At 65.9% G+C, this 12,340-nt stretch carries 10 protein-coding genes and 1 pseudogene; 6 read left to right on the top strand and 5 right to left on the bottom strand.

Annotated elements, in window-relative coordinates:
• Positions 1-43: 43 nt before the first annotated feature.
• The 3 genes from rpsT to mutM all read right to left on the bottom strand — a co-directional run bounded on the left by rpsT (position 44) and on the right by mutM (position 2,295).
• The gene (gene rpsT, locus FJU11_RS16190) at positions 44-310 is read right to left on the bottom strand and encodes a 30S ribosomal protein S20 (protein ID WP_141168120.1); all 267 of its coding nucleotides are present in this window, start codon (positions 308-310) and stop codon (positions 44-46) included.
• A 268-nt stretch (positions 311-578) separates the two neighbouring features.
• Positions 579-1,352 carry an enoyl-CoA hydratase gene (locus FJU11_RS16185; RefSeq protein ID WP_141168119.1) on the bottom strand — a complete coding sequence of 258 codons (774 nt, stop codon included), beginning with the start codon at positions 1,350-1,352 and terminating at the stop codon, positions 579-581.
• A gap of 49 nt (positions 1,353-1,401) precedes the next feature.
• The gene (gene mutM, locus FJU11_RS16180) at positions 1,402-2,295 is read right to left on the bottom strand and encodes a bifunctional DNA-formamidopyrimidine glycosylase/DNA-(apurinic or apyrimidinic site) lyase (protein ID WP_141168118.1); all 894 of its coding nucleotides are present in this window, start codon (positions 2,293-2,295) and stop codon (positions 1,402-1,404) included.
• 204 nt (positions 2,296-2,499) lie between these two features.
• Here mutM and ubiE point away from each other — a divergent pair, with 204 nt between their 5' ends.
• From ubiE to FJU11_RS16160, 4 genes are all read left to right on the top strand, one after another.
• Positions 2,500-3,276 (top strand): bifunctional demethylmenaquinone methyltransferase/2-methoxy-6-polyprenyl-1,4-benzoquinol methylase UbiE, encoded by a 777-nt coding sequence (ubiE, locus tag FJU11_RS16175; RefSeq protein ID WP_141168117.1) that lies wholly within the window; start codon positions 2,500-2,502, stop codon positions 3,274-3,276.
• Positions 3,277-3,283: 7 nt separating this feature from the next.
• Positions 3,284-4,861 carry a 2-polyprenylphenol 6-hydroxylase gene (ubiB, locus tag FJU11_RS16170; RefSeq protein WP_141168116.1) on the top strand — a complete coding sequence of 526 codons (1,578 nt, stop codon included), beginning with the start codon at positions 3,284-3,286 and terminating at the stop codon, positions 4,859-4,861.
• A gap of 57 nt (positions 4,862-4,918) precedes the next feature.
• The gene (gene coaBC, locus FJU11_RS16165; protein ID WP_141168115.1) at positions 4,919-6,142 is read left to right on the top strand and encodes a bifunctional phosphopantothenoylcysteine decarboxylase/phosphopantothenate--cysteine ligase CoaBC; all 1,224 of its coding nucleotides are present in this window, start codon (positions 4,919-4,921) and stop codon (positions 6,140-6,142) included.
• Positions 6,143-6,270: 128 nt separating this feature from the next.
• Entirely contained in the window at positions 6,271-6,669 is a 399-nt protein-coding gene (locus tag FJU11_RS16160; protein WP_141168114.1) for a GFA family protein, read from the top strand.
• Between the two features lie 70 nt (positions 6,670-6,739).
• Here FJU11_RS16160 and FJU11_RS16155 read toward each other — a convergent pair whose 3' ends face one another.
• Entirely contained in the window at positions 6,740-8,329 is a 1,590-nt protein-coding gene (locus tag FJU11_RS16155) for a peptide chain release factor 3 (RefSeq protein ID WP_141168113.1), read from the bottom strand.
• Between the two features lie 94 nt (positions 8,330-8,423).
• Between FJU11_RS16155 and dut the strand changes: the two genes are divergently transcribed.
• Positions 8,424-8,927, top strand: a complete 504-nt coding sequence (gene dut / locus FJU11_RS16150; RefSeq protein ID WP_141168112.1) for a dUTP diphosphatase — start codon at positions 8,424-8,426, stop codon at positions 8,925-8,927.
• A gap of 376 nt (positions 8,928-9,303) precedes the next feature.
• Here the strand turns inward: dut and FJU11_RS16140 are convergent.
• Positions 9,304-10,200 (bottom strand): annotated as a pseudogene (locus FJU11_RS16140) (YifB family Mg chelatase-like AAA ATPase); the annotation flags it as partial.
• 137 nt (positions 10,201-10,337) lie between these two features.
• On the opposite strand from FJU11_RS16140, the gene FJU11_RS16135 reads away from it, so the two are divergent.
• Positions 10,338-12,340: collagen-like domain-containing protein (locus tag FJU11_RS16135; protein ID WP_141168111.1), on the top strand; the 2,003-nt coding region annotated here is incomplete at its 3' end.

The following is a 12,340-nucleotide window of genomic DNA, read 5'->3' as shown; positions in this document are numbered from 1 at the left end:
CGCGCGGCCAGGCCCTTGCATACGGAACGGATCGGAAGGGTCGTTAGGCGGAGATCGCCTGCACCCGGCGGGCGAGGCGCGAGACCTTCCGCGAGGCGGTGTTGTCGTGCATGACGCCCTTGGAAGCGGCCCGCATCAATTCGGGCTGGGCCTGCTTGAAGGCGGCCTCGGCGGCCGTCTTGTCGCCGCTGGCGATCGCTTCCTCGACCTGGCGCACGAAGGTGCGAACGCGCGAGCGGCGCGAGCGGTGCATCGCCGTGCGGCGTGCGATCTTGCGCGTCGCCTTTTTCGCGGAAGTTGTATTGGCCATAACGCTAGTCCTCTAAGACGAACCGCCGCCACGTGCTCCACGGGTCCGGAAAGGAGCCACGTTCGACGGGCGAGCATAACTTGAAAAGCGGCGGCACGCGGCCACCGGAAAACGTGGGCGGCGTATAGACCGAAAGCGTGCGTCCGTCAACGCCGCGGCCGACGCGAAGAGCATGAAATCATGCCCGTTCGGGCCGTTCGACGGCCCGTAACGCGATGCGGAAGGGCGCGAGCGCCCCTTTTGCAACGCCTGAACAGCAATGCCTGAATCAGCGATGCTTGAACTGCGCCTCGCGCTTTTCGGCGAAAGCGGCCATGCCTTCCTTCTGGTCTTCGGTCGCAAACAGCGACTGGAAAGCGCGCCGCTCGAAAAGCAGGCCTTCTTCGAGCGAGACTTCGAACGCGCGGTTGACGGCCTCCTTGGCGAGAAGCGTGGCCGGCATCGACTGTTCGGCGATGCGCCCGGCTGCCTTCACGGCTTCCTCGATCAGGTCGTCCGCGCCGACGATCCGCGCGACGAGGCCCGAGCGCTCGGCCTCCTCGGCGTCCATCATCCGGCCGGTCAGGCACAGGTCCATCGCCTTCGCCTTGCCAACGGCGCGGATCAGGCGCTGCGTGCCGCCCATGCCCGGCATGATGCCGAGCGTGATCTCCGGCTGGCCGAACCTGGCGTTTTCGGCGGCGATGATGAAGTCGCACATCATCGCCACCTCGCAACCTCCGCCGAGCGCGTAGCCGGCGACGGCGGCCACGAGCGGCTTGCGCGTGGCGGCGATCTGCTGCCAGCCGGCGATGTAGTCGGCAAGCACGACGTCGACGAATTCGAGGTCGCGCATCTCCTTGACGTCTGCCCCGGCGGCGAACGCCTTCTGCGAACCGGTCAGAACGACGGCACCGATCTTGGCATCCTCGTCGAACGCTGCGAGTGCGGCGGTCAGTTCGTGCATGACGGTCCGGTTGAGCGCGTTCATCGCCTCCGGGCGGTCGAGGGTGACGAGCCCGACCCGTCCGCGCGTTTCGACCTTCAGCGTTTCGTAGGCCATCGTCTCGCATTCTCCACAAAAGGGACCCGCCCGCGGGGTCCGGCTTCGTTCATCGCTGGCAGGTCGGGCAGTAGAAGGTCGACCGGCCGGCCTGCACGATGCGCCGGACGGTATCTCGGCATCCCGCCCGCCGGCAAGGTTCGCCCGCGCGGTCGTAGACGGCGAAGGAATGCTGGAAGTAGCCGAGCGTTCCGTCGGCGCGCATATGGTCGCGAAGCGTCGAGCCGCCGGCGGCGATCGCCTCGTCTATGACGAGGCGCACGCAGGCCGTCAGATCGACGAGGCGCGGCGTCGGCCGGCCGTCGCGCCGGACGAGCGAGCCCGCCTTGCGGCGCGGCGAAAGACGGGCGCGCCACAGCGCTTCGCAGACATAGATGTTGCCGAGGCCGGCGACGATGCGCTGATCGAGAAGCGCGGCCTTGAGGGGGGCGTTCCTGCCCGCCATCCGCCCGGCGAGATGGAAGGCGTCGAAGGCGTTGCCGTTCGGCTCCGGCCCGAGGCCGGCGAAGAACGGGTGCGCGGCAAGCGTCGCACGCTCGCCGATCGCCATGAAGCCGAAGCGACGCGGGTCGTTGTAGACGACGCGCGCCGGCCCGTCCTCGCGCTCGAGTTCGAGGACGACGTGGTCGTGGCGGGGATCGCGCGAGCGGGCACGATGGAAGTCGCCAGGCACGCCGTCGCCGTCCGCGGGCGTTTCGATACGGAAGGAACCGGACATGCCGAGATGGGCGATCAGCACGGTATCGTCCTCGAGATCGAAGAGGAGATACTTTGCCCTTCTTCCGAGCCCGGTCACGCGCTTTCCGGTCAGTCGTTCGGAAAATCCGGTGGGGAAGGGAAAGCGAAGATCCGCACGCCGCTGCTCCACGGCGACGAGCCTGGCGGCCTCCATCACCGGCGCGAGGCCGCGGCGTACCGTTTCCACTTCCGGCAGTTCCGGCATCGAACGCTTTCCGTCATTGCGCACGCAGGCGAACGCCTGTCCGGCAAAGCCGGCAGGCTGGTTTCCTTGGCCGGCCCTTTGCGCTACATCCGCATGGTCAGGTACGGGCCGACCGCGTTGCACATAGCGTGGCGTCCGCCATTTGCCACGGATGCCGCCACGTTCGGCCGCCGTCGGCGTGTGAACACGGGAAAGAGTGGCCGTATGTCGAACGAGCGCGCATCGGGTGGCGAGGGAATGGAAACCTCCTACGGCTACGAGACCGTCGGCGAGGGAGAAAAGCAGGGCCGCGTGAATGCGGTGTTCGATCGCGTGGCGAGCCGCTACGACCTGATGAACGATTTGATGTCGGCCGGTCTGCACCGTGTCTGGAAGGACAACATGGTGGCCGCGCTCAACCCACCGAGGAAACGCGGATACAGGGCGCTGGACGTTGCCGGCGGCACGGGCGACATCGCCTTTCGCATCCTCAAGTCTTCCGGCGGGCAGGCCCACGTCACCGTTCTCGACGTCAACGGCGCCATGCTGGCCGAAGGGCAGGGCCGCGCCGACAAGCGCGGACTTTCCGACAAGATCGACTTCGTCGAGGCGAATGCGGAGGAACTGCCCTTCGAGGCACGAAGCTTCGATGCCGTGACGATCGCCTTCGGCATTCGCAACGTGCCGCGCATCGAAGTCGCGCTCGGCGAGGCCTATCGGGTGCTGCGCCGTGGCGGGCGCTTCCTGTGCCTGGAATTTTCCCGGGTGGACGTGCCCTTTCTCGAACAGGCCTACGAGCAGTGGTCGTTCCATGCGATCCCGAGGATCGGCCGTCTCGTCGCCGGCGACGAGGAACCGTACCGCTATCTCGTGGAATCGATCCGCAAGTTCCCGAGCCAGGGCGATTTCGCCTCGATGATCGAAAGGGCCGGCTTCGAGCGCGTGCGCTACACGAACTATTCGGGCGGCATCGCGGCACTTCATTCCGGCTGGAAGCTTTAATCACGCAATGAGCGGTCCCGGTGCATATTTCCGGCTCGCGCGCGTCGGCTGGGTCTTCCTGCGCGAGGGCGTGCTGGCGGCGTTGCCGGTGGAAGAGCTCGGCGGCTCGGCGCGCACGCTGCACAGGCTCACCGTCGTGCTTGCCCGGCCGAAGGCGATCAAGCGTGCCCGCAAGGACCGCCTGGCGCGTGCCGTGGAGAAGCTCGGGCCATCCTACGTCAAGCTCGGCCAGTTCCTGGCGACGCGTCCGGACGTCGTCGGCAAGGACATGGCGCTCGATCTCGCCATGCTGCAGGACGAGATGGAGACCTTCCCCATCGACATCGCCAAGCAGCAGATCGCCGATTCGATCGGTCGGCCGGTAAGCGAACTCTATCGTCGCTTCGATCCGCCGATCGCCGCGGCCTCCATCGCGCAGGTCCATCCCGCGCAGGTCGCCGATGAAACAGGCGAGCGCAAGGTCGCGGTCAAGGTCATCCGGCCGGGCATCCGCAAGCGCTTCTATCACGACCTCGACACGTTCTACCTGATCGCCCATCTGCAGGAGCGCTTCGTCCGCTCCGCGCGCCGGTTGCGCCCCGTCGAGATCACCAAGACGCTCGAGCAGACGACCAAGATCGAGATGGATCTGCGCCTTGAGGCGGCGGCCCTTTCCGAGCTTGCCGAGAACACGGCCGACGATCCGGGCTTTCGCGTGCCCAAGGTCGACTGGGAGCGCACCGGACGCGATGTCGTCACCATGGAATGGATCGACGGCATCAAGATGTCGAACGTGGAGGGGCTGAAGCGCGCCGGGTTCGACCTCAACGAGCTCGCCGACACCCTGATCCAGTCCTTCCTGCGCCATACGCTGCGCGACGGCTTCTTCCACGCCGACATGCACCAGGGCAACATCTTCGTCGACCACGACGGCATCATCGTTGCCGTCGACATGGGCATCGTCGGCCGGCTCGGAAAAAAGGAACGGCGCTACCTCGCCGAGATCCTCTACGGCTTCATCATGCGCGACTATCGCCGGGTCGCGGAGGTCCATTTCGAGGCGGGCTACGTGCCGCGCCACCACGATACGGCGAGCTTCGCTCAGGCGATCCGCGCGATCGGCGAGCCGATCCACGGCCAGCCTGCCGAGACGATCTCCATGGCGCGGTTGCTGACGCTGCTCTTCGAGGTGACCGAACTCTTCGACATGCAGACGCAGCCCCAGCTCATCATGCTGCAAAAGACGATGGTCGTCGTCGAGGGCGTGGCGCGCACGCTCAACCCGCGCTTCAACATGTGGGCGGCGGCCGAACCGGTCGTCGGCGACTGGATCCGCCAGAACCTCGGGCCCGCCCGCATTCTCCACGACACGCGCGACGGGCTGCACGCACTGATGCGCCTCGTCGATTCCGCGCCCGAGATCCTTTCGCGCATGGACGCGCTTTCCGCCGAGGTCGAGGACATCATCAAGAACGGCGTTCGCTTCGACAACGAGGCGGTGAAGTTCCTTTCCAAGGCACAGGCGACGCGCCGGCGCGTCGGCGAGGTCGCCCTGTGGATCCTCGCCGGCGTGGCGCTGATCGCCGCCGTCAAGTTCATCTGGTAGTCTGGAGCGTGGATCGAAGCCGGCCGGAGGGCCGGTCGAGACAGGGCGGGTAAGGGCATGGCGAAGGAACTGGAAGGCCGGCGCATTCTTCTCGTGATCGGTGGCGGGATCGCGGCCTACAAGAGCCTCGACCTGATCCGCCGGCTCGCCGAGCGCGGCGCGACGGTGCGCGTCGTCATGACGGCGGGCGCGCAAGCCTTCGTGACCCCGCTTGCTGCCGGCGCGCTTGCCGGCGGGCGGGTCTACAGCGAGCTCTTTTCCCGCGAGGACGAGCAGGACGTCGGCCATATCCGGCTCGCGCGCGAGGCCGACGCGATCGTCGTCGCGCCGGCGACGGCCGACCGGATGGCGCGCATGGCCGCTGGCATGGCAGACGATCTCGCCGGTGCCGTGCTCCTCGCCGCGCGCGTTCCGGTGCTTCTCGCGCCGGCCATGAACCCGGCGATGTGGGCGCATTCTGCAACGCGGCGCAACCGCGAGCGGCTGGCTGCGGACGGCATCGCCTTTGTCGGCCCGGACGCCGGCGAGATGGCCGAGCGCGGGGAGGCGGGAACCGGACGCATGAGCGAGCCCGCGGAGATCGCCGACGCGCTCGCCGCGTTGCTTTCGCCGGGCGAAAAGCCGCTGGCCGGCCGGCGTGCCGTCGTCACGGCGGGCCCGACCCACGAGCCGATCGACCCGGTGCGCTACATTGCCAACCGGTCTTCCGGGCGCCAGGGCTTCGCGATCGCCGAAGCGCTGGCAGGCCTCGGTGCCGATGTCACGCTCGTCGCGGGCCCGGTGAGCCTTGCCGACCCGCCGGGTGTCTCGACGGTGCATGTGGAACGCGCCGAGGAAATGCTCGCCGCCGTGCGCGCCGCCCTGCCGGTGGACATCGCCGTGATGGTCGCCGCCGTCGCCGACTGGCGGGTGGAAAGCGATACGCCGCAGAAGATCAAGAAGCGCGAAGGCGAGGCCGTACCGTCGCTGACGCTTGCGGAAAACCCCGATATCCTGAAGACGATCGCAACCGGCACGCCGCGCCCGGCGTTCGTCGCGGGCTTCGCGGCCGAGACCGAACACGTGATCGAACACGCCCGCGCGAAGCTCGCGCGCAAGGGCGCCGACCTGATCGTCGCCAACGACGTCTCCGCCGAAGGCGGCGCCATGGGCGGCGTGCGCAACACGGTGCACCTCGTCGATGCCAATGGCACGCAGTCCTGGCCGGAAATGAGCAAGGCCGAGATCGCGGCGCGACTGGCCGAAGTCATCGCGAAACGCCTGGACGCGCCGACGACGTGAAGGCCTATGCGCGGCTCTGGAATGGGTTCGCTTTCCGACGTCGCTGCTTCGTTCATTATGGGCGGAACCAGGGAAACGAGCGCCGTCACGCCGACGGCTTCGAACGGAATGGAAGAAGGGAGAGCGCCATGCATGTGACCGGGCAATGCCATTGCGGGGCACTCGCCTACGAGGCCGAGATCGATCCGGAAGGGGTGACGATCTGCCATTGCACGGATTGCCAGACGATGAGTTCGTCGGCCTACCGGACCTCGGTGCGTGTCGAAGAGGCCGATTTTCGCATGCTTGCCGGCGAGCCGACGCTCTACCGCAAGACCGGCGACAGCGGGCGCGAGCGCGTTCAGGGCTTTTGCGCCGTCTGCGGCACGCAGATCTATTCGCTCGGTGACGGCGTCTACAGCGTGCGCGTCGGCGCGATGCGAGAGCGCGCCAAACTGCCCGCGAAGCGCCAGATCTGGTGCCGGTCGGCGCTGGAATGGACGCAGGACCTGACCGACCTGCCGCGCAACGAACGCGAAGGGGAATAACCTCGGCGGCTCGCGCCGGTTCGGGCTGCCCCGGTCCGTTCGAACGATCCGGGCAGGCTCGTGGACGGGCTCAGGCCGCCTTGCGCACGTGGTATTCCTTGACCGCGGTCATCGCGACAGCGCGCCAGCGTTCCATCTCGTAGTTCAGCGAGAAGCCGTCGGAGGCGAGGAAGACGGGATCGCCGTCGAGATCGCGCGCGACGTCGCCGCGATGGGCATTCATGAAGCGCTCGATCTCCTCGCCGTCTTCCGCCGTGATCCAGCGGCACACGGAAAAGCGCGCCGGTTCGAAATCGACCGGCAGGCCGTACTCCACCTTCAGCCGCTCCTTCAGCACGTCGAGCTGCAGCGCGCCGACCACGCCGACGATCGCCGGCGAACCGTCTTCGGGCAGGAAGAGCTGGACGACGCCTTCCTCGGCCATCTGCTGCAGGGCTTCCTTGAGCTTCTTCGCCTTCATCGCGTCCTGAAGCCGCACGCGGCGCAGGATCTCCGGAGCGAAGTTCGGCACGCCCTGAAAGACGAGCGCCTCGCCCTCCGTCAGCGTGTCTCCGATCCTCAGTGTACCGTGGTTCGGAATGCCGACCACGTCGCCGGGATAGGCCGTGTCGACGACCTGGCGCTGCGAGGCGAAGAAGAACTGCGGAGCGGAGAGCGCCATCGGCTTGCCAGTGCGTGCAAGGCGCGCCTTCATGCCGCGCGTCAGCTTGCCGGAACACACGCGCGCGAAGGCCATGCGGTCGCGGTGGTTGGGATCCATGTTCGCCTGGATCTTGAAGACGAAGGCCGTCATCTTCGCGTCCGTCGCCTCGACGGTGCGCGTGTCGGCGACTTGGGCGCGGGGCGCCGGCGCATGGAGGCCGAGCGCGTGGATGAGGTCGCGTACGCCGTAGTTCCGGAGCGCCGAACCGAAATAGACCGGCGTCAGCGAGCCTTCGCGGAAAGCGGCCGGATCGAAGGGCCGGCAGGCTTCCATGGCAAGTGCTGCCTCCTCGATGAACGCTTCGCGGTCGCTTTCCGGCAATAGGCCGGCGACCGCGTCCGCTTCCGGACCGTTGACCTTCGTGACGGTCTCGTCGGCATCGGTGCCGCGCACGGCGTTGTCGGCCAGGTGATAGGTGCCGCAGAAGGTGCGTGCCCGGCCGATCGGCCAGGTGACGGGCGCCGTATCGAGGGCAAGCTTCTCCTCGACCTCGTCGAGGATCTCGAAGGGGTCGCGGCTTTCGCGGTCCATCTTGTTGACGAAGGTGAGGATGGGGATGTCGCGCAGGCGGCAGACCTCGAAGAGCTTGAGCGTTCGCGGCTCGATGCCCTTGGCGGCGTCGATGACCATCACCGCCGCGTCGACGGCCGTCAGCGTGCGATAGGTGTCGTCGGAAAAGTCCTCGTGGCCCGGCGTATCGAGCAGGTTGAAGACGTGATCGCCATATTCGAAGGTCATGACGGAGGTGACGACGGAAATGCCGCGCTCGCGCTCGATGGTCATCCAGTCCGAGCGGGTCTGGGCGTGGTCCTTCTTCGCCTTCACCGCACCTGCGAGCTGGATCGCGCCCCCGAAGAGCAGCAGCTTTTCCGTCAGCGTCGTCTTGCCGGCGTCCGGGTGCGAGATGATCGCGAAGGTGCGGCGGCGGGAGACCGCCTCGGCGAGGGCGTCGGGCATCGGCTAAGCGCTTTTCCTGTTGAACGGGCGACATCTAGCGTGTCGCCGTCCGGCTTTCAATTGACCGGTGCCGCTCCACGCGCATGATGCGCGCATGACCACGTCCGCCCTCGATCCCCCATTTCGCGAACCATCGCATGGCGAACCGCCGGCAATCGGCCTCGTGCGTCTTGCTCACGGCGCCGGCCTTGCCCTGCCTTCCTACGAAACCGCCGGTGCGGCAGGCATGGACTTGCGTGCGGCGGTGCCGGCCGATGCACCGCTGGTGCTTGCCGTGAACGCGCGCGTGGCGGTGCCGACGGGTTTCGTCTTCGCGATCCCGTCCGGATACGAGGGGCAGGTGCGCCCGCGCTCCGGCCTGGCACTCAACCACGGCGTCACCTGCCTCAACACGCCGGGCACGGTGGACAGCGATTACCGCGGCGAGGTGAAGGTGATCCTCGTCAATCTCGGGGAGGCGCCGTTCACGATCGAGCGTGGCGCCCGCATTGCGCAGATGGTGATCGCCCCGGTCACCCGCGCTGTCGTCGAAGAGTGCGAAAGCACGGATGCGACGGCTCGCGGTGCCGATGGCTTCGGCTCCACGGGCGTCCGGTAGGGGCCGGGTACTGCGTAGCGAGCGAAACGCGCGACCCTTTGCGACCGTCCGCTCCTATTCTTTCCTGCGATTGTACGGAGCCTGGTTCGTCGGCTTCGACGAAATGCCTTCCGAACTCGCCTTGCTCTGAACCGCTTCCGGCGTCCGGCCCGTCTTGAGACCGATCACGCGTGTCGGCGTGTTTTCCTTTGCGAGTTTGCCGAGCTACTGAACGTCCGCTTTGGACCAGGGCTTGCCGCTATTCTCCGGCTTCTTGCCCATTCTTCCTCACCCCCTTCATTCGAACCGCGTTTGCAATCCCAGGCGAATATTTGTGTGCCCGTGGCCATCTCGCGCGTATGCCAATCCTCATCTCATCCGTACTTCGCGTCGAAGTTTACGCGGCAGCGGCCGTCGCCGGTTCGCCGGCCCGGCGGTAGGCGATGGCTTCGGCGAGATGGATGCGACCGACCGTCGGGCGGTCGTCGAGGTCGGCGAGGGTCCGGGCGACGCGCAGGATTCGGTGATAGGCGCGCGCGGAAAAATGCATCGCGTTCGCCGCGTCGCGAAGCAGGGCCAGCCCGTCCGGGTCGGGCTCGGCGATCGTCTCGACGATGGCCGTCGAGCAGCGGGCGTTGGTGCGAGCGTAGGGGTCGGCACTGGCCGCGAAGCGTTCACGCTGCCGCTCGCGTGCTCGGGCGACGCGCTGGGCGACGGCGGCGCTCGGCTCCGCACGCGCCGGGGCCATGAGGTCGGCGGCGGAAACGGCCGGCACGTCGACGCGCAGGTCGATCCGGTCCAGAAGCGGGCCAGAGATGCGTGCCTGGTAGTCCGACTGGCAGCGCGGTCCGCGTGCGCAGGTGTGCCCCGGCTGGCCGGCCATGCCGCAGCGGCACGGGTTCATCGCGGCCACGAGCTGGATGTCGGCCGGGTAGCTCACGCGGTGATTGGCGCGCGCGATGACGCACTGTCCCGTTTCGAGTGGTTGGCGCAGCGAATCGAGCGCTTGCGGGGTGAATTCCGGAAACTCGTCGAGGAAGAGCACGCCGTTATGGGCGAGCGAGACCTCGCCTGGCCGCGCCCGAAAGCCGCCGCCGACCATCGCGGCCATCGAGGCGGAGTTGTGGGGCGTGCGGTAGGGTCGCCGGTCCGACAACTTTCCGCCGGCGAGCTTGCCGGCGATCGAATGGATCATCGAGACTTCGAGGAGTTCGCTCGCCGAAAGCGGCGGGAGGATGGATGGCAGGCGCGCAGCAAGCATCGACTTGCCCGAACCGGGCGGGCCGACCATCAGCGTAATGATATTAAAACCACTATTGGAAAGGGCAAGCCTGATCTTGCCCCGTAACGAGCGATCGCAACCGTGCGTACAGCCGTAATCGGCCGTCTGCAGATAAATATTCCTAGCATTTTCAATTATCTAGGAATATCATGGCAACTTCACTTCTCAGGGCGTACATCGCTAAAGACGAGCATTTGATCCTCGAATGGGAGAATGGCTCACTCGACGATCTCGGCACAGTTAGGGGCCGAAATGGCCTAGATGGTGCTGACGGTGTGGGCGTTCTGGATGCGGAAATTGACGTGTCCGGTGACCTCATTCTGGCTCTTACGAACAACCGATATGTCAGTGCCGGTCGGGCGCAGGGTAAACCCGGTGACAGGGGCGATCCCGGACCAAAAGGCCCGAAGGGTGATACCGGTGATGTCGGTCCACGTGGTCTCACAGTCACGCAGGGTGCGGTCGACGCCAACGACCATCTCATCCTCACGCTCAACGACGGCAGCACGCTGGATGCTGGAAAGGTTGTCGGTCCTGCTGGTGCTACTGGCCCGAAAGGCGAGCAGGGCGCTGAAGGTCCAAAAGGACCGACAGGCGATGCCGGCCCAACCGGTAAAACTGGTTCGGCCGGCCAGAGTGCCTACGAGATTGCAATCGATGAGGGCTTTACCGGCACCGAAGGCGATTGGCTAGAAACGCTTGTAGGTCCGCAAGGTGAGCAGGGTGACCCGGGCAATCAGGGACCAATGGGGCCAGAAGGCCCAACGGGTCTAGCCGGCGCTAAGGGTGATCAGGGTCCAGAAGGTGCTAGCGCGTTCGCGATTGCGCAGTCCGATGGCTTTGCGGGAACAGAGACCAATTGGCTCGATAGCCTGATTGGACCTGAAGGACCGCTAGGGCCAACGGGTGAGCAAGGACCACGAGGACCGACCGGCCGGCAGGGTGATGCTGGTCCTCCAGGACCAAAAGGTGATACAGGCGATCAAGGTCCGCAGGGTCCAAAAGGCCCACAGGGCACTCGGGGCGAAAATTACACCGGAGTAGGGCCTTTCGCGGCTCTAAGCAGCGTCAGCGTGCCTACAAGCGCTAATGTGGTGCGTACGGACGGCTATGCCAGCGGCAATTCTCGCGGCGCAGCATACTATCGGGCAATCACGGACGATGGCTCTGCACTGACAGCTTGGCAAACACGCACTGCCAATGATCGCCTCTTCGAATTAGCCAGCGAATGGCCGAACCCGTTGGAATTCGGAGCCAGCGACAGTTTGAGCGCGGACAGCACGGACGCATTCCGCAAGTGTGTGGACTACGCCGTCGCAAAGGGCCGGCCGATCCTGATCACGGCAAACCATGCACTGGGCGAGATCGAGATCCCTGACGACGTATCCATCATCTCGCATGCCGCACTGGGCTACGATTTCAGCGGCAATACGAATCCGCAGACCAACGGACCGCAGATCCGCATGCTGCCGGGTGCGGCCACGCTTTTTGATGTGACTGGCCATGAGCGCATGCGTTTCTCGGGTTTGCACCTGTCATCGGAGGGTTGGAAAGGCATTGCCGTCACGGGTGGCGGTAACAGCGTGCTGATGACCGACACATTTATCCGGGGCTTTGAGCATGGGCTCGGCAACAATGTGGATGGCCGGGACATCTACTTGGGCCAGTTCACGGCCTCGAACGTGCTGATTTCCAACTGCGGTACTGGGCTTAATTCGCCCGTAGACAGCTTCTTTATGAATCTGGAAATCAACGCCTGCGGAACGAACGCCAGTTTTCAGGCTGGTTCTGACACCACCGTGTGGATGGGCGGGCGCTGCGAGTGGGCTGAGAATGTGGGCCTCAACTTGTACGGCAACAACGATCTGACCCTGAACGGTGTGGTCTTCGACGGTTGCGGTTCCTACGCGATCCGTGCATCCGGCGGTGCATCCACCTTCAAGATGATTGGCGGTGCGATCAAACGCTCTGGCCGCAAGCAGGACGACAGCGACTTCTCAAACGCTCACCTCTATCTGGAAAGCGCCAGCAGGATGAAGTTAGTGGGCGTCGATTTCGTCGCTGTCAACGACGGAGCCAAACCAGGCCACTCGGGCGGAATAAAAGTCGGCCACGGCGATGGCAGGCGCGACGCACGAAGGGGCCCGATCGG

Source organism: Pararhizobium mangrovi (genome assembly GCF_006516965.1).
Taxonomy (GTDB): Bacteria; Pseudomonadota; Alphaproteobacteria; order Rhizobiales; family Rhizobiaceae; genus Pararhizobium_B; species Pararhizobium_B mangrovi.
This window is presented reverse-complemented; position numbering and strand designations above follow the sequence as displayed.